Source organism: Gemmatimonadota bacterium (assembly GCA_016713785.1).
Taxonomy (GTDB): domain Bacteria; phylum Gemmatimonadota; class Gemmatimonadetes; order Gemmatimonadales; family GWC2-71-9; genus JADJOM01.
Genome location: JADJOM010000001.1, coordinates 737,171 through 762,938, shown reverse-complemented (window position 1 = coordinate 762,938; position 25,768 = coordinate 737,171). Strand labels below are relative to the sequence as shown.

Sequence of the window (25,768 nt, the reverse complement as noted above, 5' to 3'; positions counted from 1 at the left end):
TGTTGGCGCCTTCGCTCGCGCTGCGCGGTGGCTCGCGCTCGCGGCAGTCGCGCTGATCGTCGGAGCGGGCACGCTCCACGCCCAGGCGACTGGTAAGCTCGAAGGCCGAATTCGCGACCAGGCCGGCGCGCCGGTGCCCGGCGCACAGGTCACGATCGAGGGGACGGCCTTCGGCGCCGTAGCCAACAACCAGGGCTATTACTTCATCAACAACGTGCCGGCGGGGTCGGTCGACCTCAGGGCGACGTTCGTGGGGTATAAGCCGGTTCGGGTGGTGGGCCTGCGGGTCGTGGCCGGCCAGACCATCACGCAGGACTTCCAGCTCGAGCAGTCCCCGGTCGAGCTCGAGGAGATCACCCAGATCGCCGCGGTGAACGCGCTGGTGCCGCGCGACGCGGTCACCACCAAGCAGAACATCAGCGGCGAGTACACCGAGAAGCTGCCGGTGGACCGCATCGCCAACGTGCTGGCGCTGCAGCCGGGCGTGGTGGCGCAGAACAACGGCGGCATCACCATCCGCGGCGGCCGTCCGGACGAGGCGGCGGTGTACGTGGACGGTGTGCCGGTGACCGCGGGCAACCGCGGCGGCCAGTTCCAGGGCACCAGCGCGGGCCGGGTCGACGTGTCGACCGGCGGCTTCGAGCAGGCGTCGGTGACCACGGGCGGCACCTCGGCCGAGTTCGGCAACGCGCAGTCGGGCGTGATCGCGATCGAGACCAAGAGCGGCGGTTCCACCTGGAACGGCAGCTTCGGGTACGAGAACGACGAGATCGGCGGCAAGAACCACTCGCTCGGGTACAACCGGATCCAGGCGAACGTGGGCGGCCCGATCATGAACAACCTGAGCCTGCACGTCGGTGGCGACATCGAGGGCATCAAGTCGGCCGGCCAGGGTCTCGACGGCCAGAAGGACCCCGTGTTCGTGCCGGTGGGCGTGGACACGACGGTGGCGGTGCTGACCAACAGCAACCTCGACACCACCTTCGTCGACGTGACCAAGTTCGCGATGTTCACCGGTGAATGCGACGCCTTCAAGGGCAGCAGCAACAACGCCATCGCCGACAACTACGGCTACGACTGCCAGGGCGCCCGCCTGCCGGGCACCGCGACGTCGAGCTACCGGCTCAACGGCAAGCTGCAGTACACCTTCGGCGCCGGCAACCGGATCGCGCTGACCGCCCTCCGCACCCAGGGCAACAACCGCAACTTCGCGTACGGCTCGCTCACGGCCCCGGAGAACATGACCGGCGGCTGGACGGCCAACAACGTCCTCACGCTGAACTGGACGCAGAACCTGTCCAAGTCGACGGAGCGGGCGCTGGCGCTCGAAATGTACGGCTCGTACCAGTGGGACCGCGCGATCACGGGCCCGCTCACCCGCTCGGGCGAGCAGGACACCCGCGATCCGTTCGGCGGCTTCATCGTCAAGCCGCTCGACTTCCTGTTCGACTTCGACAACTTCCCGACGGAAGACCTCTACAAGAACTTCCAGACCAACTCCGGGACGCTGTCGCCGTACGACATCAAGAACAACACCCAGTACCAGGCCGTGAACGAGTACCGCAACAATCCCTACGGCGTCAACGAGACCTTCGCCGGGTTCGTGGACCGGGGCGGCCCCGCCGGCCGGATCTCGCTCTACAAGGAGAGCCGGGCCATCGGCAAGGCCAACCTCGACTGGCAGGTGGACCGCTACAACCGCATGAAGATCGGCGGCGAGTACACCAAGTACCACATGGTGAGCTACAGCTCGGGGCTGACCAGCCAGGCCTTCTCGGACGCCTACAACGAGAAGCCGGTGCGCTGGAACGCCTTCATCGAGGACCGTCTGGACCTCGGCGACGTGGTGCTGGTGGGCGGCCTGCGGTACGACTACTACAAGAGCGGCGCCGAGCGGCCGTACTACACCGACTCGCTGGGCAACCGCTCCTGGTTCCCGCGCATCTCCACGATGCCGGGCTACGACGTCACCACCTTCGACACGCTGCTGGTGGCCGACAAGAGCCATGATTACCTGAGCCCGCACATCCAGGTGTCCTTCCCGGTGACCGAGCGGACGAACTTCCGTCTCTCGTACGCGCACCAGGTGCAGGCGCCGGACTTCGGCCTCATCCTCGGCGGCATCAACACCGACCTGAGCGTCACCAACACCAACCACGTCTACGGCAGCGACCTCGACTTCGGCCGCACCGTGACGTTCGAGTTCGGCATCCGGCACTCGTTCAACGACGACATGGTGCTCGACATCTCGGCGTACAACAAGGACAAGCTGTCCGACGCCGCCGGCCGCCTGGTGTCGTTCTTCGATCCGCTCAAGAAGCAGAACGTCGACATCCGCGTGGTGACCAACGCCGACTTCGGCAACGCCCGCGGCATCGACATCCGCTTCGACCGGCGCATCGGCGAGCTGTTCAACGGCAGCATCGCGTACACGTTCGAGGAAGCCAAGAACACCGGCTCCGATCCGTTCACGTACATCAACTTCGGCTCGCGCATCCTGAACTCCCTCGGCGGCGGCAACAACCCGCCCCCGCAGGCGATCCTGGCCACCAACCAGAACCGGCCGCACAACCTGGCCGGCCAGCTGGCGCTCAACTTCCCGAACAACTGGAAGCAGGGCTCGGCCGTCGGGACGGTGCTCGAGAACGTCGGCATGTTCGCGACCTTCCGCTTCGCCAGCGGCACGCCGTACACCCGCTGTCCGGTGGCGGTGGCCGAGGACGACAACGTGTTCAGCGGCACGGTCTGCTCGCGGCGCATCGAGGGCGACTACAACGGCGCCCGCCTGCCGTCGCTGAAGCAGTTCGACCTGCGCGTGACCAAGGGCTTCGGCATCGGCGGCCTCGATTTCGTGGCCTACACCGAGGTCCGGAACCTGTTCAACTTCCGCAACACCAACGCGGTGTTCACGCAGACCAACGACATCCGCAACAACCGTGAGCGCGATCGGGTGCGCAACGACGAGCTGGACGCCTTCGCCAACGAGGCGTCGGCCAACAGCGTGCGCGGCGCGGACGGCACCATCGACCTCACCTTCGGCGGCGCGTCGGCCGGCGGGTGCGGCTCCTGGGTCAATCAGGGCGGCGAGTCAGCCACCCCGAACTGCGTGTACATGATCCGGGCGGAGCAGCGGTACGGCAACGGCGACGGCCTCTTCACCGAGACCGAGCAGGTGCGGGCGTCGGACGCGCTGTACAACGTCTTCCGCGGGCTGTCCAGCTTCACCGGCGCCCCCCGGCGGATCCGGCTCGGGTTCGAAGTCAACTTCTAGGCCTCACGGCGGGCCCGGTCCGGGGAACATCCCGGGCCGGGCACCCCGCATATCTACAGAGCGAGGGGAGAATGCACTCACGTATCCGTATGAAAGGCATCCTGCTGGCGGCGCTCGTCGCGGTCCTGGCGAGCGTGGCCCTGCCGGGAGCCGCATCGGCCGAGCCCCAGCCCGGGGCCAAGAAGAAGGGCTTCCGGCTCTTTGCCCGGGCGCTCGGCGCCATGACCGTCAACCGCATCTACTGCGGCCTGGCGTCGGACGGCCGGGTCTGCGTGGACTCGACCAACTCCTCCACCATCGGTGGCGGCTTCTGGCCGAAGGGCACCGCGGACCAGTACGTCTTCAACTCCGGTCTCCAGGTGGCCGGCATCATCGGCACCGACGGCGGGGTGTGGGCGGGCGACACCGTCGGCGGCTTCTTCTTCGATCCGAAGGGCACCACCGAGCACGGTGAAGAGGTCCAGCCGCTGTACAACGCGACCGGCCTCGACGCCAATGGCCGCGACGTGGCCGGCAGCCAGTGGCCCGAGGCGGCCTGCGTGCCGAGCGGCACCGACGCCGACGCCTCGCTCTTCTCGTCACTGCTGCAGACCGGCACGGACAGCGTCATCGCCCCGGGCTGCCGCATCTCGGCCTCGCAGGGCGACGTCTGGTTCATGTCGTGGGAAGGCAACCCGTCGCTCAAGGCCGGCCGCGCGCACCCGCTGGGGGTGGCGGTCGAGACCCGTGGCCTCGGCTGGAACTACCCGAAGGGCAATGAAGACATCCTGTACTTCATCTACTCCTTCTACAACATCACCTCCAAGAACCGCGCCGACTACAACGCGATCCGGCCGGCCCTGGCGGACATCCTGTACCAGAAGGCGCTCGACTTCCACGCCCAGAACCTGGCGCAGGGCGTTGACCTGCCGGATGGCGGCTACACCATCGAGAACATGTTCGCCGCCTTCTCGGCCGACATGGACGTGGCCGAGGCGGGCTCGAACTACTCCGGCGTGAACCTGCCGTTCGCGCTGGGCCACACCTACGACCACACCTTCTCCAAGCCCACCGGCTGGACCTTCGATCCCTCGATCTTCTCGCCGCCGTTCTTCAGCGGCGCGGGCTTCGTGGGCGTGAAGTACCTGAAGAGCCCGACCGGCGCCGGCGCGATCAACCTGTTCGGCAACACCGTCAACGGCGGCGTCTTCGGCGACGCCCGCGACGTGGTGCAGCTGTACCGCTACCTGTCCGGCTCGCTGAGCCCGGCGGCCGGCGACCAGGCCTGCAACACCGGCGACCCGACCGTGACCCACATCTGCTGGGTCAACAACGGCTCCCCGGCCGACATGCGCTTCTTCCAGTCCTCCACCCCGCTCACCCTGGCCCCCGGCGGCCGCGGCTCGATCGTGGTGGCGTACATCTTCGCCGCGCCGGTGGTCACGGGCACCTGCCCGGGCCCGCTGTGCGACCTCCGCCCGGGCGATGGCCGCCTGCTGACGGACGCGGCGCTGCTGCCGACCACCGGCGCCAACCAGGTGGACTCGGTGAGCGGCTACCTCGGCTTCTCCGACCTGAACAGCGACAACATCGTCCAGCAGGGTGAGATGACGGTGGTCGGTGGCTCGCTGCTCGGCAAGGCGCTGGTGGCGCAGGCCGTCTTCGACGGCAAGTTCCTGCTCCCCTTCGCCCCGAACGCGCCGGAATTCTTCCTGGTGCCGGGCGACAACGAAGTGACCGTCCTGTGGAAGCCGAGCAGCTCGGAAGGCACCGGCGACCCGTACTTCGCCACCGCCAACGCGGCCACGGTGTTCAACCCGAACACCAGCGCCTTCGAGCCGAACGCGCTGTATGACCCGAACTACCGCCAGTTCGACGTCGAGGGCTACCGGGTGTACCGGGGCCGGGTGGACGCGCCGAACGAGCTGACCCTGCTGGCCCAGTACGACTACACCGGCACCGTCATCAGCGACTTCACCGGCATCGTGAATCCGCAGGTGACCTGCGCGCCGGAGTACAGCATCGACGTGGGGGGCGCCTGCCCGGTCAGCTTCCCGGCCGGCGGCAACCTGAAGGACGGCACCACCCTGACGGTGCACGAGGATTACGAGCTGGTGGGTGACGTGATCCAGCTCAACGCCGGCTCGGGGCGCATCCCGCTGGCCGACGGCACCGCCTACACCGTGAAGGCCGACACCGCGGTGGTGGGTGGCGGCACCAACGGCGCCTGCGGGCCCAAGTCCTCCTGCCCGGCGCTCGACGACACCGGCGTGCCCTTCGTCTACGTGGACCAGACGCCGCGCAACAACTTCCGGTACTTCTACGCGGTCACGGCCTTCGACATCAACTCCGTCGAGTCCGGCCCGACCAGCCTGGAGTCGCCGCGCAACACCAAGTCGGTCACCCCGGTCCGCAAGGCGTCGAACTACGCGGGCACCGGCCAGATCACCAGCACCGAAATCGTGGGCCGCGGCGTGGTCCTCACGGACAACGTCATGCCGACGATCAACCCGGTGACCGGCACCTTCAGCAAGCAGTTCCCGCCGTCGAACGCCTGGAACATCGGGCTCGGCGCCTTCGTGTCGAAGGTGCTGGCGCAGCCGGGCGCGCTGTCGGCCACGCTGGACAGCATCAACATGGGCTCGGCCTACGCTGGCGTCCCCCACGAGTACTGGTTCACCGTGGCGGCCCCGGGCCAGTCGTTCACCATGATGATCCCGCTGGAGCAGCCGGACGAAGTCGGCGTCACCACCGGCGCGGTGAGCTTCCAGGCGGTGCCGATCGACAACAGCCTGGCCAGCCGGTACGGCGGCAACAACAGTTATTACCTGCCGGGTTCCCTCGGCATGGCCGTGAACGGGCCTGACTACCTCGGCCTGTACGGGCGTGGCTGCGTCAACGGCCGGGCCGGATTCACGGCCAACGCCGGCTGCGACTACAACGGCTCGCGCTGGTTCGACGGCCCCTCGCCGACGACCAACGAGACCGTGGCCGACCCGATCGGCTGCAACACCGCCAACTTCTCCGCGATTCCGTTCACCTGCTTCAACAACGCGGGCGGGCTGACCGGGGTGACCACGATCTTCCAGGCGCAGTGCTACCACGCCGCGCCGGGCGGGGGCTGCCGGCAGGCCACCGGCATCTGGTCGGGGGTGCGGCGGGCGGCGGACTTCAACGTGTACTGGGGCAACGGCGGGACCATCGACTCGGTCATCGACGTGACCCACAACGTGGTGGTGCCGGGCCCGGCGGATGGCTACGCCAACAAGGTCAGCGCCACGTGGGGCATCCTGAATACCGCGGCCACCACCGGCACCCAGCCGGACGGACGGCCGCAGGGGACCATCCGCGACTTCGGCTGCGTCGAGCCGATGCGCACCCTGACCGGTGGCGGCAGCTCGCTCACCTGTCCGGGCGGCAACAGCGCCTACGTGCTGAGCAACACCGCGGTCCCCGGTGCGGTCGGGTTCTTCAGCGGCCAGGCGTGGCCAACCGCCACCTCCGCGAATTTCGTGGTGGCGACCAACCTTGGCTTCAACATGTACATCGTCGGTGACCTGTTCACCTTCGAGCTCGCTGGCGGGGCGGTTCCGGCGGCCGGCACCGTCTGGTCCATGCGGAGCTACGCCGGCGCCATCACCGGCGGCAACGGCTCGGGCGGCAACCTCGGCCCGTACACCTTCGCCAACCCCGAGGGCATCGCCAACTCGACCGACGGGCTGGGCCTGCGGCCCTTCACCTCGATCGGCTCGGTGATCCAGACCACGTTCGACGTGGACAACTCGATCAACGCGGTCACGGCCTCGAACCTGAAGCAGGTGCACACGGTTCCCGATCCGTACTACGTGACCAACGGGTACGAGCAGACCACGGACAACAAGGTCATCAAGTTCGTGAACCTGCCCCGCAAGGCGATCATCCGCATCTACTCGTCGAGCGGCGTGCTGGTGAACATCCTGGAACACAACAGCACCACGTTCGGCGGCGAGCTGACCTGGAATGTCCGTAACCGGAACAACCAGGTGGTCGCGAGCGGTGTGTACTTCTATCACATCGAATCCAACGATGGGACGACGGCCCGGCGGGTGGGTCGCATGACCATCGTCAACTTCGCCCAGTAGTTCCCCAGGGGGCGGGCCCACGCGGGCCCGCTCCACAGCCAGGAGATTGGATCAGATGAAGCACACCCTTTCCCCGCGCCTGGTGCTGCTGGCGGCCCTGCTGGGCGGAACGGCCTCGGGCCTCGCGGCCCAGGCCGGGACCAAGCAGGACAACACGGCCTACGGCAGCACGGCCGCGGAGTTCATGCTCCTCGGGGCCGGCGCCCGCGGCACCGCCCTCGGCGGTGCCTACGCGGCGGTCGCGAACGACGCGAGCGCACTGTATTACAACCCGGCCGGCGCGGCGCTCATGACCCGCCCCGGGATGGTGGTTGGCACCTACGACTACATCGCGGACACCCGCTACAGCTGGGGCGGCGTTGCCTTCCCCTTCGACGGCGGCTCCAAGACGGTCGGCTTCCAGCTGGGCACCTTCGGGTTCAAGGACCAGCCGGTGTACACGGTCGAGGACCCCGAGGGCAATGGCGCCACCTACGACGTGAGCGAGACCTTCCTGGGTGCCACCTTTGCCCAGAACTTCTCGGACCGCTTCTCCGCGGGCCTCACGGCGAAGTTCATCAGCGACAACCTCGGTGACGCCAGCGGCAAGGCGTTCGCCGTGGACTTCGGCACCAACTTCCACGCGGCGCTCAACGGGCACCCGGTGAAGTTCTCGTTCGTGCTGGCCAACCTCGGCACCAACATCTCGTACAGCGGGAACGCCCTGAACAGCGGCACTCCGCGCGACCCGCTGCCGGGCGAGGACGACGTGCCGGGCATTCCGCAGCCCACCCGGTTCCGGACCAAGGCCTTCCCGCTCCCGACCACTTTCCGGGTCGGCCTGGCGTACGACCTCCTGACCGGCAGCAGCAACCGGCTGACGTTCCTGAGCGACTTCAACCAGCCGAACAACAGCAAGGCCGGCTTCTCGGCCGGCGCGGAGTGGAGCAGCCGCAACCTCGGCGGGTCGAACTTCTCTGCCGCGCTGCGGGGCAGCTACAGCTACTCGGCGGCCAACAACCAGAGCCCGACCACCCTCGTCACCGCGCTGAACGACGAAGAGAACCTGCAGGGCCTCGCGGCGGGCGGCGGCATCGGCTACGGCATGGGGAACTTCAACCTCACCGTCGACTACGCGTTCAAGTACATGGGCATCCTCGGCCCGACCCACTTCGTCAGCTTCGGGCTCGGCTGGTAACGGCAGTCAGGGCGGGACAGGTTCCCGCCCGCTGGAGCGGGCCGCGAGGCCCGCTCCACGGAACAAGGAATCGAATGCGACGTTGCAATGGCGTGGCGACGCTCCTGAGCCTGCTGGCCGCCGCGCCGGCGGGTCTCCAGGCCCAGGGCGGACCGGCGGTCGAAGTCCGGGCACTCCGGTTCTACCGGGCCGAGAGCAGGCAGACCCTGGTCCAGGCGTTCGTGGAAGTGCCGTACACCCTGCTCGAATCGACAACGGGCACCGGCGGCGGTGACCTCAAGTACGGGGTCGACGTCACGGTCACCGACCAGGCGGGGGTGCAACTGGAGCAGGCGGCGTGGCCAGGCCGGGCCGCGGCCGGGCTCCGGCAGGCGGGGGCCTCGAAGCTCGAGATCCTGGACTTCGCGGTACCCGCCGGGCGGTACACCATCAGCGTCACGGTGACCGACTCGGTCTCCGGCCGGCACTTCAGCAGCAGCGCCACGGTGGAAGGATGGAGCAGCGCCCCCCGGGCCTCCGACCTCATGCTCTCGCCGAGCATGCGGCTGGCCACCGGGGACGACACGATGCCGAAGCTCGGGGAACTGCGACGGGGCAACACGCTCCTGACGCCCGTCGTCCGCCTCAAGCTCACGCCAGTCCGATCGAAGGCGTTCTACCTGGTCGAGGCGTACGCCCCGGCCCCGGACTCCGGGACGATGCAGGTCCGCCTGGAGGATTCGACCGGCAAGAGCCTCGTGACCACCCGTCCCGCCCGCGTGACGATCAACAGCGGCGGCGCGGTGCTCAAGGGACAGCTGGACCTCGCCGGCCTGCCGGCAGGGCGGTACCGGTTCGTCGTCACGATCGACGTGGGCGGCACCCACGAAGAGCGCACCGACGAGCTGGTGATGGCGGACTTCGAGGAGACCATGCAGCGCGAGGAGGCCCGCCTCGCCGCGCTCCGGGAAACCGACGAAGGCTACTTCAGTGTCATGAATGACGCGCAGATCGACGAGGCCGAGGCGCCGCTCGAGTACCTGACGAGCCGCGACTCACTGAAGGTCTACACCAAGGACCTGACCCTCGACGCCAAGCGCCGCTTCATGGTGAAATTCTGGACCGATCGCGACCCGACGCCAGGGACGCCGCGGAACGAGGCCAGGGAACGGTTCTACCAGCTGATCGACCAGGCGAACAAGACGTTTGCCGAGGGCGGCCGGAGCCGGACCCCGGGATGGAAGACCGACCGCGGACGCGTGTACGTGAAATACGGGGATCCGCTCGACCGGCTGGACCGACGGACGTCGACCGGGAGTGCCCCGCCGTACCAGGTGTGGCGGTATCAGCGCGGCAAGGAGCTGTACTACATCTTTGCCGACCGGACGGGCTTCGGGGGGTACAAGCTGATCGCCACGAATGATCTCAAGGAAACGCAGCGGCCCGGGTACGACGAGATTCTCGGGCACGAAGCGCTTCAGGACATCAGCCGCTGGCTGGGGATCGACCTGTTCCGGGAAGGGGCCGGGCGCCCGACGCTCAACCCCGACCAGTAACCAACGCAGGATCACGGCAGGACCCGTTCCAGGCGAGCGGTGCTCAAGTTTCCGACTTCTGAATGAGGTAGACAGTCATGAACCGTGTGACACGTGGTACGGTCGTGCTCGCTGCCGCGCTGGCCGCGCTCTCCTGCAAGGGCGATCCGACCGATTCACTCCGGAACGGCGTGGATAAACTGGTCGCGAACCCCAGCGCCATCTTCCTGCGCCCCGATTCCACCAAGGGCATCATCGTCGAGGCGCTCGACGAGCAGGGCAACCGCCAGGCGACGAACTTCAACATCGCCGCCAACCCCACCGGCGTCACCTTGGTCGAGGACACCGCCTACAACATCGTCTACGATGTTGACGGCAACGCCAAGCGTCCGTCGCCCTGGACCCGCGCCCGCTATGAAGTGACCGCGACGGCGCAGTTCGGCAACACCAGCTTCACCATCAACGCTGGTGGCAAGTCGCTGGTGATCCCCATCCGGATCCTGCCCGACACCGCCACGAGCGTCACGCTGTCGAACGCGGCGCCGAACCTCGGCGACACCGTGACCGCCACCGTGGGGGCGGGGTTCAAGTTCACCCCGGCCAGCGCCGTTACCGTCGCGGGCGCCACCGTCGTGACCCTCGGCATCAACGCCGACAGCACCCAGATCAGCTTCCTGTCCGGGCCGAGTGCCAACGGCGCCATCAACGTCTCGAACCTGATGATCTCCTATGGAGACGTCGGCGGCTACACTGCCACCTCCGGGGGCGTGACCTTCACCACCCCGACCATCGCCAGCGTGGCGGCCACCTTCTCGTCGGCCACGCCGGCGGCGGGCGCGGCGCTCACCATCACCCTGCCGGCCGGCTACAAGTTCGTCTCCGGCGCGGGCGTGACCTTCGGTGGTGACGATGGCTTCGGCACCGCGGTGGCGCCCGACAGCAACTCCATCACCACCGTCCCGCCGCCGGGCTTCACCGGCGCGCCGGACCTGGCCAACATCGCCCTCGACTTCCTGCTCGGCGCCGCCATCAGCGTCCCGACCGCGTCGAACGTGACCGTCGGAGCAGGCCTGGCCGGCACCGATGATCCCAATACCGCCCCGGCGCTGCCGATTCCGGGCCCCGGCACCTCGGTGGTCGTGTACGACAACGGCGATCCCTTCGCCGCCGCCATTGCCGGCGAGGACCGCGTGTATGCCATCACGCTCGGCGCGCCGACCACGCTGCAGATCAACCTGGCCTGGAACAACGGCGCCGACGTGGACCTCCTGGCAGTCGACGGTGGGGTCACCGGGTTCATCTGCGGATTTGCCGGCGCCACCGGCGCCAACCCGGAAAATCTGACCTGTGCCCTTCCGGCCGGCACTTCATACCTCATTGCCAACCTGTACGCTGGCACAGCGCCGGCCATCATTCGCTGGACGATCACCCAGCCGTAGCCCGACGGCTCCTTCCGGAGCCAGCCTGACCCCCGCCCCCGCCAGCCACGCTGGCGGGGGCGGGCTCGTTTCAGGAGGTGCTGCCGGCAGCTGGTGGGCGGGCGTTCACCAGGTGCGGGGACGCTCGGCTCCCCACGCCCGCGGGGCGGAACCGGACAGCTCCAGCCGCGCACCCCCGAGGGCCGTGACCAACTGCCGCAGCGTGGTCCGGACCAGCCATGAGAGGCGGTGCAGCCGGAACGGCCAGTCACGGACAGCGCGGAGATGGGGCCAAAAGCCCAAGAAAGGGAAACGGGCCCGGATCGCGGAAGCGCGATCCGGGCCCGTGCCCTGCCACCCCGGAGGGGGCGCCCTAGCGGTGCTCGGGGCCCCTGGCGGGGAAGTACAGCGACGTCAGCCGCTGGGCCCGGAAGACGTAGCTGCCGTTGATGCCGCTCAGCTCCCAGGTCCGATTGCCATCGGGATCGACCTCGATCACCCGGCCAGCCGGGCCGAAGGTCACGAGGGCGCCGCCGTTGGAGAGGACCTGGGTGGCACCGCCCACGGCGGCGAAGGTCGTGGGCGCATCGATGAACTCCCAGTCCAGCGTGGCGGTCATGGCCAGGGTGTCCAGCGTGTAGCGCACCAGGCGGCTCGGGATCTGGGTGCCGTTGTCGAGGAACTGCAGGTGATCCTGCCCCACCACCCGCAGCCCGTGCTGGCGCTGGAAGGCGCCCTTGATGTCGCCCTGGATGGTGAAGTCGCTGGCCAGGCCACCGAGGCGCCACACGATGTTCCCGGTGGTGGTGTCGATCTTCACGATCTCGTCGAGGCTGCGGAACGACACCAGCGGCAGTCCGTCCGCGTCCATCTCGATGGCGTTGCCGTGGGTGAAGTTGACCGCCACGCCGGTGAGCAGGGAAGGATCGCTCTCGGCAAACGAGAGGTGGTCGATCGAGCGCCACTGGAACGCCACCTGGCCCGACGGGTCGAGGTGCTGCACGACGGTGCTGGTCACCCGGGCCGTGTCGATGCCCCCGTAGGCGGTCAGGTCCTCGACCGTCTCCTCATCGCACATGATCCAGACGTCGCCGCTGGCCTGCACCAGGACGTCGTGAAACCTGGTCTTGTAGCCCACGCAGGCCAGCCGGCCGGTTTCCTCCCCCAGCACATCGTGGATGTAGTACCCGGAGGAATCCGCTGCGCTCAGCCAGGTGTAGGAGCCATCCGGCTGCCCGGTCCACGAGCCCAGCACCCCGCCGGGCCGGAACCGGTACCAGACCACCTTCCCGGCATTGTCGATGATCACCGGACCATTGGGCAGGCTGAGCAGCAGGTATCCGGGGAGGGTGTCGGTGCCGATGGTGCCGACGACGGGGACCCAGGCGGGGAGTGAACCGCTGGCAAACCCGAGGGTATCGGCCGGACGGGCCTTCTTTCCCTTCCGCTCGAGCATCACCTCGAAGGCATAGGCGGACGCGGTGTCCAGGCCCAGCACCGGCAGCGTCAGCACCGAGTCGGCCAGGAACGGATAGGAAGGGGTGCGCCCCGGGGTGGCGCTGTCGTGCCAGAAGCGGACATAGGCGCTGTCGTACCCGACGGCGGTGATGGTCACCGAGGCGCTGATCAGGTTGTTCACGTTCGGGTTGACGCTTGCCCCGACGAACCGGGCTGGCGGTGATGGATTCGTGGAATCGTCGGAATCGCATCCGAGCGAGGCGGCCACCAGCAGGGCCGCCACCGATGCAAGGCGAGGCAACAACAGGCGCATGGAACCGTCTGGGCTGGGAAGCGAAAGGGGGGTACCCGAGTGACCGATAAGCCTATCACGTGGAGGGGCTGGTTTCCAGAGGCAGCACCACCACGGCCAGGGCGGAGGTCCGCAGGGCCGAAGGGTCCATCCGGCGGCCATTCCCAGTGGGCCGCTGTTGCACAACGGACTAGCGGAGCACTGCCTCGGGGTCGTCCTCCCGGAACTGGTGCTGGTACAGCCGGGCGTACAGGCCGCCCTGGGCCAGCAGCTCCGCGTGGTTCCCCTGTTCCACGATGCGCCCGTGCTCCAGCACCACCAGCCGGTCGGCGCGGCGCACGGTGCTCAGCCGATGGGCGATGATCAGGGTGGAACGGCCCACCAGCAGCCGCTCCAGCGCATCCTCGATCAGTCGCTCGCTCTCGGTGTCCAGGCTGCTGGTGGCCTCGTCCAGGATAAGCACCCTGGGATCCTTCAGGATGGCCCGCGCGATGGCGATCCGCTGCCGCTGCCCGCCGGAGAGCTTCACGCCGCGCTCCCCCACCAGGGTGTCATAGCCCTGGGGCAGGCGCTCGACGAATTCATGCGCATGAGCGGCCCGGGCCGCCGCCTCGATCTCCGCCAGGGCGGCCCCGGGCCGGGCGTACGCGATGTTCTCCCGGATGCTGCCGCTGAACAGGGCCGGCTCCTGGGGCACCAGGCCGATGCTCTGGCGCAGGTCGGCAAGGGGAATCTCCCGCACGTCCCGGCCGTCGAGCGTCACCCGGCCCTCGGTGACATCCCAGAAGCGCGGCAGCAGCGACACCAGGGTGGTCTTCCCGGCGCCAGAGGGGCCTACCAAGGCGACCACTTCACCGGGGGCCACGGAGAGCGACACCCCCCGCAGCGCCCAGCGCTCGTCGGCCCCGGGGCGGTACTGGAATCCCACCCCCTCGAGTGCCACCCGGCCGGCCGCCGGCTGGGCGAGCGGCGCCGCGCCCACGGGGTCCGCGATCGCGCTGGGCTGCTCCAGCAGCTCGAACACCCGTTCGGCCGCCCCGATCGATTCCTGGTAGTTGCTGAAGAAGGACACCAGCGAGGCGACCGCCCCGGCGATCATGATGGTGTAGATCATGAACGTGAACAGGGTGCCGGGGGTGAGCTTGCCGTCAAGGACCAGGCGGCCACCCTGCCACAGCACCACGACGATGGCGGTGAAGGTGGCCAGGGTGATCACCCCGAAGAATACCCCCCGGACCTTGGCCCGGATCAGGGCCGCGGTCACCGCCTCGTCGATGCGGGCGGCGTAGCGGCGGCGCTCGTGATCCTCCTGCACGAAGCTCTGGACGGTGCGGATCTGGCCCAGCGCCTCCTCCGCCACCGCCGTGGCGTCGGCCACGCGGTCCTGCACCCCGGTGCTCATCCGCCGCAGCCGCCGCCCGAAGAAGATGATGGCTCCCACCGCGATGGGCACCGCCGCCAGGGCGGTGAGGGTGAGCCGCGGCTGCACGATGATGAGCATCGTGACGCCGCCGATCAGCGTGAGCAGCTGGCGGCTGAACTCCGCCACCTGGTGGCTCACCGTGCCCTGCAGCAGGCCGATGTCGGTGGTCAGCCGGCTCACCAGCTCGCCGGTGCGGCGCTCGGCGAAGAAGCCCACCGGGAACTCGAGCAGCCGGTTGTAGAGCGCGGTGCGCAGGCCGGCGATGGCCCGCTCGCCGGTGGCCGCCAGCAGGTACGCCTGCCCGTAGTTGAGCGCCGCCTGGGCCAGCACCACCGCCATCAGCTGCAGCGCCTTCCGGTCCAGCTGGTCGCGGCCGCCCTGCAGGAAGGCGGCGTCGAGGAGCCACCCGGTGAGCCGCGGGAACGCCAGGCTCGCCGCCGTGCTGGTGACCAGGCAGAACACCGCCAGGCCCAGCGCGGCGCGGTGCGGCCGGATGAGCGGCAGCAGCCGCTTGAGGGCCGTGGGTGAACGCAGCCGGCGGCGGGGCGGGGCGGTGGGCGTCGTCATGGCCGAAAACTACCGGGAAACGGGAGGGGCGAAACGGGGAAGGGGGAAGCCGGGTCGCCGCGACCCCGCTCCCCCCTTGGCGATGCCTGGCGCGGAGACCGGGGTCAGGGCGTCCAGCGGGGGGTGGGCCAGCCGTCCTCAGGGCGGTCAAGGATCAGCACGTCCCCACGCTCGAACCGGTGCCCGAAGGGCAGGGCGCGGTCCACGCCCATGGCCACGAACAGCAGGGCCAGGTAGAGCAGGGAGAACTTGTACATCTTCCACGTCGTCGGGGAGACGCCCTGCTCCCGCAGCACCCGGATGCTGAGCCACAGCAGCCTGCCGCCCAGCGCCAGCGCGGCCGCCGCGTAGAACAGGCCCAGCGCCCCGAACACCGTGGGCATCACGGTGAGCGGGATCAGCATCAGCGTGTAGGCCAGCATCTGGACCTTGGTCCAGTGCTCGCCCGAGACCACCGGCATCATGGGTACGCCCGCCTTGGCGTACTCCTGCCGCTTGATCAGGGCCAGCGCCCAGAAGTGGGGCGGGGTCCAGAAGAAGATGATGGCAAAGAGGTAGATGGCGGGCAGGTCGAGCGACCCGGTCATGGCCGTCCACCCCACCAGGGGCGGGAAGGCGCCGGCCGCGCCGCCGATCACGATGTTCTGGGTGGTGAGCCGCTTGAGCCAGGCGGTGTAGATCACCACGTAGAAGAGGTAGCCGCCGAAGGCGAGCCAGGCGGAGAGCGGATTGACCTGGCGCCAGAAGATCCAGAACGCCACCGCGCCCTGGCCCAGCCCGAAGGCGAGCGCCGCCCAGGCCGGGATCCGCCCCGACGGAATGGGCCGCAGCCGGGTGCGCGACATGAGGTTGTCGATGTCCCGGTCGAACCACATGTTGACGGTGTTGGCCCCACCCGCCATCAGGTAGCCGCCGAGCAGCACCCAGAGCACCAGGGCCAGCGACGGCATGCCGCGCCCCGTGATGAACATCGGGGCGATGGTCGTCAGCAGCAGCAGCGAGATGATCCGCGGCTTGGTGAGCGTCACCAGGTCCTTCCACACCGCCACCGGCGCGGGTGCGGGCGCGGGCGCGTCCATGGCCACCGAGGCGGCCCCGATGATGCCGCCCGGGTCGTTGGCCGGGTCGCGCTGGACCGCGCCCCGGGTGTCGAGCACCCGCCGGGAGCGGAACACCAGCACCACCGACGCCACCCACACCAGCGAGCCCACCAGCAGGTGTCCGGCGCGCAGCCAGGTGGGCATCATCTGGAGCATCATGGCCGCCCCGACGGTCACCTGCAGGACGGCCAGGCCCGCGAGCCACCAGGCGGCGCGGCGGTAGGGAGCCGCGCCCTCACCCCGCAGCTTCCCGGCGCCGAAGGCCATGCCGAGCGCGTGCCCCACGAACAGGAAGGCGAGCACCCGGTGCACGTAGTGCACCCGGCCCAGCGCCTCCGCGGGCGGGGTGTAGCCGCCGCCGCAGAGCGGGAACCCGAGGCAGTAGTGCCCGGCGTCGTAGTTGGCGACGAAGGCCCCGAAGGTGAGCACCACGAACGCGAAGCCGGTGCCGATGGCGGCCCCGGTCAGTGGGCGCCCGGGCACCACCGGTTCGCCACGGAGCCGTTCCCCGCCGCGGAGCACCGCCACCACCAGGATGGCCAGGAGCACCATCGCGTTGGTCAGGTGGATGACCACCGTCGGGGCGGCGTTGAAGTACTTGACCGTGACGGCGCCGAGGATCACCTGCAGCGCGAGCACGAGGAGGGAGGCGTACGCGGGGCCGCGGAGGAAGGCGTCGGTGCGGTGCCGCTTCCAGCTCAGCGCGGCGAGGCACACCACCATGGCGGAGAGCATCGCCGCCACCCAGCGGTGGCTCCACTCGATCAGCTCGAGCGGGTCGGCGAGGTTCGGGAACAGCCGGCCGTTGCAGAGCGGCCAGTCCGGCCCGCACCCCATCCCGGCCCCGGCGATGCGGGTGATCCCGCCCAGCGTGATCAGTCCGACCGCGAGGCCGGCCGCCATCAGGGCTACACGGCGGTACCCTTGGGCGCCGCCAGCGGCCTGCTCATTCATGCCTGTGACTCCGGAGATTTCGGTGCTGCCGGGTGCCGCCGGTCCCCCCGGCTGCGGGGGGGAAAGAACGGGCTTGGGACACGGGTTGTCAAGCGCGGCAACTCAAGGCAAGTTCATGCTTTAGCCAGTCGATTCCAGCGCAGGGCACTCCCCTCCCGACCCTCGGTCTGTCATGACAGAATCCCCCCGCGATCCCTGGGGCGAACGGTTGTCCCGCCGCCTCGGCCTGTGGAGCGCCGTGGCGGTGCTGGTGGGCTCCACCATCGGCAGCGGCATCTTCCGCACCCCGGCCTCGGTGGCCCAGCGGATCGACGACGTCCCGCTCTTCCTGCTGGCCTGGGTGGTGGGCGGCGTGGTGGCGGTGTGCGGCGCGCTCACCTACGCGGAGCTGGCGGCCGCCTTCCCGCGCAGCGGGGGGATGTACGTCTTCCTGCGCGAGGCGTTCGGGCCGCTGACCGCCTTCCTGTTCGGCTGGGCCGAGCTGCTCATCATCCGCCCCGGCGCCTACGGCGCCATCGGGATCACCGCCTCGGCCTATTCGCTGCGCACCGTGGGACTCGACCCCGCCGCCCCGGTGCTGGGCCTGCCGGTGCGGGGGGACCAGGCCCTCGGCGCCGGCTTCATCATCCTGGTGGCCGCGGTCAACTACTTCGGCATCAAGCGCGGCGCGGTGATCCAGAACCTGAGTACGGCCTTCAAGGTGGGCGCGCTCGCCGCGCTCATCGTCCTCGGCTTCCTGCTGGGCGATGGGCTGGGCGCCGGCCCGATGCTGGACCAGCGGGCGGCGGTGGCCGCCTCGCCCTTCCTGCTGGCGATGGTCTCGATCCTCTGGGCCTACGATGGCTGGGCCGACCTGGCGTTCGTGGGTGGCGAGGTGAAGGACCCGCAGCGCACCCTGCCGCGGGCGCTGGTCATCGGCACGTCGATCGTGGTGGTGCTCTACCTCGGCGCCAACCTGGTGTACCTCTACCTCATCCCGATCACGGCGATGCAGCAGGCGGAGCTGGTCGCCGCCGACGTGGCCAGCCTGCTGATCGGGCCGGCCGGCATCGTGGCCATCTCGGCCGCGGTAGCGGTGAGCACCTTCGGTACCCTCAACGGTTCCATGATGACGGCGCCGCGGATCTTCTTCGCGATGGCGGAGGACGGACTCTTCCCCAAGGCGATCGCCCGGGTGGACGAGCGCACCGGCGCCCCCACCGCCGCGATCCTCCTGGCCGCGGTCCTCGGCGTGATCTTCGTGCTGATCAAGACCTTCACCGAACTGGCGGACCAGTTCGTCATCGGCATCTGGCCATTCTATGCCCTGGCGGTGGCGGCGGTCTTCGTGCTGCGGCGTACCCGGCCGGACCTGCCGCGGCCGTACCGCACGGCGGGCTATCCGGTGGTGCCGCTGCTCTTCCTGGCGGGGTCGCTCTTCCTGCTCGGCAACTACCTGGTGTCGGAACCGAAGGCGTTCGTGGTCGACGTCGTGGTGATTCTCTCGGGCGTGCCGGTGTACTACGGCTGGAAGCGGTGGGCGGTAAGGCGGTAAGGCGGTACGGCGGTACGGCGGTAGGGCGGTACGGCGGCCGGGCGGCCGGGCGGCTCGGCGGACCCGCGGGAGTTGCGGTAGCTTCGGGATCCCGCTTCCCGCTTCCCGCCAAGTCCTCACCCCGCCTCGGCAACCTCCAGGGCCAGGTCCGCCGCCTGCACGCTATGGGTCAGCGCGCCGATGGAGATGTAGTCGACGCCGGTCTCCGCGAAGGCCCGGATGTTCTCGAGGGTGATGCCGCCGGTGGCCTCGAGTTCGATGCCGGGCGCAAGGGTGCGGGCGCGCACCGTCCAGGCGCGCACGGTGGCCGGGTCCTGGTTGTCCACCAGCAGGCGGGTGGCGCCGGCGGCGCAGGCCTGTTCCAGCTGGCCCCCCGTCTCGACTTCCACGAAACACTCGATGATGCCGCCGGCGCGCGCCTGTTCCAGCGCCTCGCGCAGGGTGCGCCCGCTGCGCGTGAGCGCCTGCCAGTGGTTGTCCTTCACCATGACCGTGGTGGCGAGGCCCAGCCGGTGCACGTGCCCGCCGCCGGCCACCACCGCCGTCACGTCGAGGAGGCGCAGGCCGGGCGCGGTCTTGCGGGTGTGGAGGATCCGGGCGCCGGTGCCGGCCACCGCGTCGACGTAGCGCCGGGTCAGGTTGGCAATGCCCACGGCGCGTTGCAGCAGGTTGAGCAGCGGCCGCTCCGCGCGCAGGATGCGCGCGAGGTCGCCGCGCAGCAGCCCGAGCGTGGTGCCGGCCGGGACGGTCGCGCCCGAGGCGTGGTACCAGGTGACGGGCGGCAGGCCGCACGCCGTGGCCACGGCATCGGCATAGGGCATCCCGGCCACGGTGCCGCCGCTGCGGAATTCGAGCACCCCCGTGCCCACCTGGCTGGCTTCGACGGTCACCTCGGTGGTGATGTCGCGGTCGCCATCCTCGGCCAGGGCCTCCTGGGCCACCCGCCGCGCGTCGGCGCCGATCAGGGAGCGCAGGTCGCGTTCGATCATCATCGTGGACTCACTCGCAGCACCACCCGGGTGCGTTCCCAGTCGAAGGCCAGGTTCATCCTGCCACTATCGGCCGCCACCCGCCGGACGGTGAGCGTCTCCACCGGTTCCGGCAGCGCCAGCACCGGGACCGGGGCCGACCCGACCTCGTGCGCCCGGACCCCGAGCGACAGGTCGTTTCCCCAGTGCCGCACCGACCGGTTCACGAACAGCATCCACTGCCCCCGCCCGGGCCGCAGGTAGAGGGCGTAGCGGCCCGCCTCGAGCGGGATCCCCGCCACGGTGGCTGGCCGGCTGAGGTAGAGCCGGGTGGGCTCGTTCGCCCCCATCCGCCACAGCGAGTCCCAGGGCACCAGCGCGCCGTAGATGGCGCGGCCGCGCATGGACGGGCGGCCGTAGCAGAGCCGGAGCGCGCCGTCGCCGAGGGGCGCGTCGACGGTGGCGAGGGGGCTGCCGCGCGCGCCGTAGGAGGACGGGCTGGTCCAGTCCCGCAGGCAGGGGCCCAGCATGAGGCTGGCGGGCACCAGCGACACCCCGGTGGCGGCACAGGTGCCCACCAGGCCCAGGATGATGGCGGAGACGATCCAGGTGCGGTGGCGCATTCTCGCTCCAGGGCCGCGGCCTAGTCGCCCGGCTGCGTCGCGATGCCCGGCCCGAGGGCCACCATGCGGTCGAGCGCGAGCCGCGCCCGGCCGGCGATGTCGGCGGGCACGGTCACGTGGTGCCGGTCGAGCGCGAGCGCGTCCCGGGTGGCCTCGAGCGTGATGGTCTTCATGAAGGCGCAGACCGCCGCGCGGTCCGCGGCGTAGAAGTGCTTCCCGGGCGCCAGCCGTTCCATGCGGTGCATGATCCCCGTCTCGGTGGCGATGATGAACTCGTCCACCTGCCGTTCCTTCACCAGCTGGATCATCCGCTCCGTCGAGGCGATGTGGACGCCGTCGGGCGGGATGTCGCCCTGGCCCATGGCGTAGATCAGCTGCCCCGCGCAGCCGCACTCCGGGTGCACCAGCACCTCCGCCTTCGGGTGCTCCTGCCGCATGCGGTCGAGGGTGTGGGGGTTGATGTCCTTGTGCACGTGGCACTCGCCGAGCCACACCTCGACCCGCCGGTGGGGCCGCATCCGCCGCACGTGGGCGCCGAGGAAGAAGTCGGGGCAGAAGAGGATGCCCCGGTCCTCGGGAATGGCGTCGATCACCTCGAGCACGTTGCCGCTGGTGCAGCAGTAGTCGAGCTCCGCCTTGGCCTCCGCGGTGGTGTTCACGTAGCCCACCGCGATGTAGCCCGGGAAGCGGGCCTTCCAGGCACGGAGGTCGGCGGCGGTGATGGTGTCGGCCAGCGAGCAGCCGGCGCGCAGGTCGGGGAGCAGCACCCGCTTGGCCGGCGCCAGGATGGCCGCGGTCTCCGCCATGAAGTGCACCCCGCAGAACACGATCACCTCGGCATCGGTGGCCGCGGCGGTGCGGGAGAGGCCGAGGGAGTCGCCCACGTAGTCGGCCACGTCCTGGACCTCGGCCCGCTGGTAGTTGTGGGCCAGGACCACGGCACGGCGTTGCGCGGCGAGGGCCCGGATCTCCGCCTGCAGCGCGCGGATCTCGGCGGCGGCGAGGCGGGTGGGCTCGATGACGGGCAGGGCCAGGCTCATGCGGGACTCCGGCTCGGAGGCGTGGCGGGCCGGGCCGCCGGGGGATAGTCGAGGCGGCGGTGGCCGCCGCGACTCTCCCGCCGGCGCAGCGCCGCGTGGGTGATCAGCCGCGCCACCAGCAGCATGTTGTGGGTGCGCCAGGCATCGGCGGGGAGCCGCGCGGTGAGGGCGGTGAGCGCGCGCCGGGCCCGGCGCAGGCCCGACTCGGTGCGCACCATGCCCACGTCGGTGGTCATGATGGCGCGGATCTCGTCCCGCACGGGGGCGGCCGACTCGTCGGCGTCGCGGGCGCGGGGGGCGGCCGGCGGGAAGGCCGGCACCTTGGCGGCGCGGTGCGCCGCCGGCCGCCACCGCGCGGCGAACGCCTCGGCCCGGAGGGCGGGCACCGGGTGCGCCGGGGCCCACTCGCCCCAGTCGCCGGGCCCGCGACGCGCCACCAGCGCGCGGGCCACGCGGTCGGCAAAGACCATGCCTTCGAGCAGCGAATTGGAGGCCAGCCGGTTGGCGCCGTGCACGCCGGTGCACGCGACCTCGCCGACCGCCCACAACCCCTCGCGGGTGCTGCGGCCGTCGAAGTCGGTCCGGATGCCGCCCATGGCGTAGTGCAGCGCCGGGGCCACCGGGATCAGGTCGCGGGCGGGATCGAGCCCGTGGGTGGCGAGGATCTGGGTCACGCCCGGGAAGCGGACGGGGAAGTCGCGGATCTCCCGGGCGTCGAGCCAGGCGCCCCCGGTGGCGTCGGCGGCCGCCACCGCGCGCGCCACGACGTCGCGCGGGGCCAGCTCGCCGCGGGGGTCGGCGTCGAAGGCGAAGCGGCGGCCGTCCCGGTCCACCAGGATCCCGCCGGCTCCACGCACCGCCTCGGTGATGAGCGGCGCCGGGTTCACCCCCGGCAGCTTGAGCGCCGTGGGGTGGAACTGCAGGAACTCGATGTCCCGGAGCTCGGCGCCCACCCGCCACGCCAGCGCCCACCCGTCGCCGCTGGCCACCAGCGGGTTGGTGGTGACCCCGTACAGCTGGCCCACGCCCCCGGTGGCCAGCACCACGTCCCGGGCCAGCAGCTCGACCGGCTGCCCGTTGCGGAGCGCGATCACGCCGGTGAGCCGGGATCCGTCGTGGCCCAGCGCCGCGACCTCGGTGTAGCGCAGGATCTCGACCAGCGGGTGGCGGCGCAGGATCTGGGTGAGGAACGCCACGATGGCGGCACCGGTGCGGTCGCCGCCGGCGTGGATGATGCGCGGCTGGGTGTGCGCCGCCTCCAGCCCGAAGCGGAGCGAGCCGTCGGGGCCGCGATCGAAGATGGCGCCGGCCTCGAGCAGCTCGCGGATCCGGTCGGGGCCTTCCTTGGTGAGGATGCGGACGGCCTCGGGGTCGGAGAGGCCGTCGCCGGCGGCGAGGGTGTCGGCGGCGTGCTGGCTCGGGCTGTCGCCCGGGCCGAGCGCCACCGCCACGCCCCCCTGCGCCCAGGCGCTGGCGCTGTCGGCGAGCACGCCCTTGGTGACCAGCACCGAGGCCTGCCCCTCGTTGGCGAGCCGCCAGGCGGTCCACAGCCCGGCGATGCCGGTGCCGACGATGATGGGGCGGGGGGAAGCCATGGGCGAAATATGGACCGGAAGGCGGTGGGGCGGTACGGCGCACGGGTGGTGGCGGCGGACCGCCGCCCGCGCGGCGGCGGGGCTAGGTGCGCACCCGGCGCAGCAGCCACAGCGCCGCGCCCAGGAAGAACAGGTTCGGCGCCCACGCGGCGGCCACCGGGTTCACCACGCCGGAGACCCCCACCGCCTTGGAGAGCTGGATGAACGAGAGGAACACCACCGTGGTGCCCAGGCTGATGGCGATGCCGATGGCGGTGCCCTGCCGCGGCGAGGTGATGGCGAGCGGCGCGCCGAACAGCGCGATCACCAGGCAGGTGGCCGGCAGCGCGATCTTGAGCGCCCGGTCCACCTCGATCTTGCTGGTGTCGTTGCCCGACCGCTTGAGCGCGTCGATATAGCGGGTGAGCTCCTTGTAGCGCATCTCCTCCGGCGCCTTGGGCTCGGCCAGGAGGTCCACCGGCTCCTGCGACAGCGCGCGCAGCCGCGCCGACTCGTACCGGAACGCCACCTGGGTGCCGTTCTCCAGGATGCGCCGGCTGGTCCCGTGCCACAGGTGCCAGGCATGCAGCGTGTCGTCGTAGGTGGCGCTGTCGGCGGTGACGGCGAGGTCGGGGTAGTCGGACCCGTTCCCCTGCCGCTCGAACACCAGCTGCCGCAGCATCCGGTTCTGCACGTCGAGGGAGCGGATGGTGTAGACCCAGCCCTGGTCGGCGCGGAACACGAAGTTGTACCGGGCGGTGCGCGGCTTGGCGAGCTTGGCCTTCTGCAGCTCCAGCTGCCGGCTGGTGGACTCCGGCGCCAGCTCCCCCACCACGAAGGCGAGCACCGCCGCGCCGCAGGCGGCCAGGTAGATCGGGAAGGCCAGCCGGTGGAAGCTCCAGCCGCCCGCCTTGGCGGCGGTGAGCTCCGAGTGCCGCCCCAGGTTGCCGATGGTGAACACCGTGGCGAACAGCACCGCTGCCGGCATCACCAGGAAGATGTTCTCCGGCAGGGCGTAGACGTAGCTCACCAGGATCTCGGGGAACTTGAGCCCGCGGTCGAGCAGCCGCTCCAGGTTGTCCGTCATGTTGATCATGATGGACACCACCGGGAAGCCGATGGCCGTGAGCACGAAGATCACCACCCAGGAGCGCAGCACGTAGCGGTCGAGCAGGCGCACTCAGGCCGCCTTCCGCCGGCGGAACCGGCTGCTGAGGGTGTCCCACAGCTCGGCCAGGTCGCCGCCGCGGGTGGAGCCCGACTCCTTGCTCACCCGCACGATGCCCACCACCGCCAGCGCCGCGAAGATCAGGTTGGGCGCCCACATCGCCAGCCAGGGGGCGACGATGGCCTTGTTGCCCAGCCCCTCGCCCGCGATCAGCCCCACGTAGTAGATGGCGAAGACGAACAGCCCCCCGCCGATCACCAGGCCCATGCCGCCGCGGGGAAAGCGCAGCGCCATCGGGATGCCCACCAGCGCGAACACCAGGCAGGCCACGCTGATCGCCCACTTCTTGTGGACCTCCACCCGGTACTGGTTGGCCCGGCCGCCGGAGGTCTTGATCTCGTCCCGGGCGGCGGAGACCTCCGCCCACGAGGTGAGCGAGGACGGTTCCCGGAGCCCCGGGACGCGGGGGCGCGGCGGGGTGAGGGCCTGCAGCGGCACCACGTCGGGGGTATCGCCGTAGCTCTCCGTGACGGGGTCCTCGAACGCCTCGGGGTGTGTGGCCAGGTCGGCGCTGTCCGTCCCCAGCCTTCGGTCGAGGGCGGCGAATGCCCGGCAGTAGGCCGGCAGGGCGGGGCGGGCCACCCGCATCGGGACCGCCACCGCCGGCAGCACCAGCAGGGCGCGGAGATCCCGCTCCGCGGTGGCCCGCCGGCGGGCCTGGGCCAGGCGCACCTCGTAGTCGGCGCCCTGCACCACCTTCATCATCTCGCAGCTGGTCATCTCGCGGTCGCCGCGCACCCCGTCATTGGCCTCGAGGTCGAGCCGGTTGGAGACGTCGCGCACCCGGATGGTGTTGGTGAGGAAGTCGGTCACCTGCATCAGCGCCGCGTCGCTCTGCCGGAAGGCGTGCACCGAGCCGTCGTACAGCTTGAGCTGCAGGTCGGTGCCCACCTCGGTGAAGCCCATCACGCCGCTGTCGGCGTAGATCACCCGCCGGCTGTCGGTGCCCGCCATGTCGTAGATGGTCACCGAGCGGAGCCGGCCCGAGGTGGCGTCGATCCGGCTGGCCCGCAGGAAGAGCCCGGAGGGGGGGATCTCGTTGATCACCTGCTCCCGCAGCTCGAGGGTCGGCTTCTTCCGCTGGATGTTGATGAGCAGGTTGCGCAGCCGGGCGTTGCTCTCGGGGAGCACCTGGTCGGTGAACCAGAAGTTCACCGCGGTGATCAGCACCCCCGTCAGGATCATCGGGCGGACCAGCTGGCCCACGCTGAGCCCGCTGGCCCGCATGGCGGTGATCTCGCTGTCGGCGGCCAGGTGGCTGAAGGTGTAGAGCATGGCCACGAGCACCGCCATCGGCAGCGTCATGGCGATGATGAACGGCAGGCAGAGCAGGAAGACCTCGCCGATCACCGACCAGGGCAGCCCCTTGCCCACCAGCGCCCCGAACCGCCGGGCGATCTGGTTGAGCAGCATGATGCTGGTCATCGCCAGGAAGGCGAAGGCCAGGGGCGGCACGAACTGGCGGACCAGGTAGCGATCGAGCAGGCGCACGAGCGGCGAAGTCTCCGATTGGTAACGAGTTGTACC

Annotated in this window: 15 protein-coding genes; 6 read left to right on the top strand and 9 right to left on the bottom strand. The window is 70.2% G+C overall.

What is annotated here, in order from left to right:
* Positions 1-133: 133 nt before the first annotated feature.
* The 5 genes from IPJ95_03300 (at position 134) to IPJ95_03280 (ending at position 11,501) form a co-directional block, all read left to right on the top strand.
* Positions 134-3,271, top strand: coding sequence for a TonB-dependent receptor (locus IPJ95_03300; protein ID MBK7922643.1), 3,138 nt, complete (start codon positions 134-136; stop codon positions 3,269-3,271).
* An 89-nt stretch (positions 3,272-3,360) separates the two neighbouring features.
* On the top strand, positions 3,361-7,371 hold the full coding sequence (locus tag IPJ95_03295; GenBank protein MBK7922642.1) for a T9SS type A sorting domain-containing protein: 4,011 nt from the start codon (positions 3,361-3,363) through the stop codon (positions 7,369-7,371).
* Positions 7,372-7,426: 55 nt separating this feature from the next.
* Complete coding sequence (locus tag IPJ95_03290) at positions 7,427-8,548, top strand: PorV/PorQ family protein (GenBank protein ID MBK7922641.1); 1,122 nt, start codon at positions 7,427-7,429, stop codon at positions 8,546-8,548.
* Between the two features lie 74 nt (positions 8,549-8,622).
* Positions 8,623-10,083 (top strand): GWxTD domain-containing protein, encoded by a 1,461-nt coding sequence (locus IPJ95_03285; GenBank protein ID MBK7922640.1) that lies wholly within the window; start codon positions 8,623-8,625, stop codon positions 10,081-10,083.
* Between the two features lie 77 nt (positions 10,084-10,160).
* Entirely contained in the window at positions 10,161-11,501 is a 1,341-nt protein-coding gene (locus tag IPJ95_03280) for a hypothetical protein (GenBank protein MBK7922639.1), read from the top strand.
* Between the two features lie 352 nt (positions 11,502-11,853).
* Here the strand turns inward: IPJ95_03280 and IPJ95_03275 are convergent, their stop codons facing one another.
* From IPJ95_03275 to IPJ95_03265, 3 genes are all read right to left on the bottom strand, one after another.
* Positions 11,854-13,251 (bottom strand): aryl-sulfate sulfotransferase, encoded by a 1,398-nt coding sequence (locus tag IPJ95_03275; GenBank protein MBK7922638.1) that lies wholly within the window; start codon positions 13,249-13,251, stop codon positions 11,854-11,856.
* A 169-nt stretch (positions 13,252-13,420) separates the two neighbouring features.
* Entirely contained in the window at positions 13,421-15,220 is a 1,800-nt protein-coding gene (locus tag IPJ95_03270) for an ATP-binding cassette domain-containing protein (protein MBK7922637.1), read from the bottom strand.
* A 104-nt stretch (positions 15,221-15,324) separates the two neighbouring features.
* Positions 15,325-17,223 carry a protoheme IX farnesyltransferase gene (locus IPJ95_03265; protein ID MBK7922636.1) on the bottom strand — a complete coding sequence of 633 codons (1,899 nt, stop codon included), beginning with the start codon at positions 17,221-17,223 and terminating at the stop codon, positions 15,325-15,327.
* 223 nt (positions 17,224-17,446) lie between these two features.
* On the opposite strand from IPJ95_03265, the gene IPJ95_03260 reads away from it, so the two are divergent.
* On the top strand, positions 17,447-18,808 hold the full coding sequence (locus IPJ95_03260; GenBank protein ID MBK7922635.1) for an amino acid permease: 1,362 nt from the start codon (positions 17,447-17,449) through the stop codon (positions 18,806-18,808).
* A gap of 116 nt (positions 18,809-18,924) precedes the next feature.
* On the opposite strand, the gene nadC is transcribed toward IPJ95_03260, so the two are convergent.
* From nadC to IPJ95_03230, 6 genes are all read right to left on the bottom strand, one after another.
* Entirely contained in the window at positions 18,925-19,797 is an 873-nt protein-coding gene (gene nadC / locus IPJ95_03255) for a carboxylating nicotinate-nucleotide diphosphorylase (GenBank protein ID MBK7922634.1), read from the bottom strand.
* On the bottom strand, positions 19,797-20,399 hold the full coding sequence (locus tag IPJ95_03250; GenBank protein ID MBK7922633.1) for a DUF2911 domain-containing protein: 603 nt from the start codon (positions 20,397-20,399) through the stop codon (positions 19,797-19,799). Before IPJ95_03250 ends, nadC begins: the two co-directional genes overlap by 1 nt.
* Positions 20,400-20,419: 20 nt before the next feature.
* Positions 20,420-21,439: a quinolinate synthase NadA gene (gene nadA / locus IPJ95_03245; protein MBK7922632.1), complete on the bottom strand. Its 1,020-nt coding sequence runs from the start codon at positions 21,437-21,439 to the stop codon at positions 20,420-20,422.
* Complete coding sequence (locus IPJ95_03240) at positions 21,436-23,034, bottom strand: FAD-dependent oxidoreductase (protein MBK7922631.1); 1,599 nt, start codon at positions 23,032-23,034, stop codon at positions 21,436-21,438. Before IPJ95_03240 ends, nadA begins: the two co-directional genes overlap by 4 nt.
* An 82-nt stretch (positions 23,035-23,116) precedes the next feature.
* Entirely contained in the window at positions 23,117-24,193 is a 1,077-nt protein-coding gene (locus tag IPJ95_03235) for an LptF/LptG family permease (GenBank protein ID MBK7922630.1), read from the bottom strand.
* Positions 24,194-25,732, bottom strand: coding sequence for an LptF/LptG family permease (locus IPJ95_03230; GenBank protein MBK7922629.1), 1,539 nt, complete (start codon positions 25,730-25,732; stop codon positions 24,194-24,196).
* Positions 25,733-25,768: the final 36 nt, after the last annotated feature.

What these genes read in the sequence shown, in the direction of transcription:
- IPJ95_03295 (MBK7922642.1), top strand. Translation starts at nt 3,361, where the DNA reads ATGAAAGGCATCCTGCTGGCGGCGCTCGTCGCGGTCCTGGCGAGCGTG.
- IPJ95_03290 (MBK7922641.1), top strand. Translation starts at nt 7,427, where the DNA reads ATGAAGCACACCCTTTCCCCGCGCCTGGTGCTGCTGGCGGCCCTGCTG.
- IPJ95_03285 (MBK7922640.1), top strand. Translation starts at nt 8,623, where the DNA reads ATGCGACGTTGCAATGGCGTGGCGACGCTCCTGAGCCTGCTGGCCGCC.
- IPJ95_03280 (MBK7922639.1), top strand. Translation starts at nt 10,161, where the DNA reads ATGAACCGTGTGACACGTGGTACGGTCGTGCTCGCTGCCGCGCTGGCC.
- IPJ95_03275 (MBK7922638.1), bottom strand. Translation starts at nt 13,251, where the DNA reads ATGCGCCTGTTGTTGCCTCGCCTTGCATCGGTGGCGGCCCTGCTGGTG.
- IPJ95_03270 (MBK7922637.1), bottom strand. Translation starts at nt 15,220, where the DNA reads ATGACGACGCCCACCGCCCCGCCCCGCCGCCGGCTGCGTTCACCCACG.
- IPJ95_03265 (MBK7922636.1), bottom strand. Translation starts at nt 17,223, where the DNA reads ATGGCGGCCGGCCTCGCGGTCGGACTGATCACGCTGGGCGGGATCACC.
- IPJ95_03260 (MBK7922635.1), top strand. Translation starts at nt 17,447, where the DNA reads ATGACAGAATCCCCCCGCGATCCCTGGGGCGAACGGTTGTCCCGCCGC.
- nadC (MBK7922634.1), bottom strand. Translation starts at nt 19,797, where the DNA reads ATGATCGAACGCGACCTGCGCTCCCTGATCGGCGCCGACGCGCGGCGG.
- IPJ95_03250 (MBK7922633.1), bottom strand. Translation starts at nt 20,399, where the DNA reads ATGCGCCACCGCACCTGGATCGTCTCCGCCATCATCCTGGGCCTGGTG.
- nadA (MBK7922632.1), bottom strand. Translation starts at nt 21,439, where the DNA reads ATGAGCCTGGCCCTGCCCGTCATCGAGCCCACCCGCCTCGCCGCCGCC.
- IPJ95_03240 (MBK7922631.1), bottom strand. Translation starts at nt 23,034, where the DNA reads ATGGCTTCCCCCCGCCCCATCATCGTCGGCACCGGCATCGCCGGGCTG.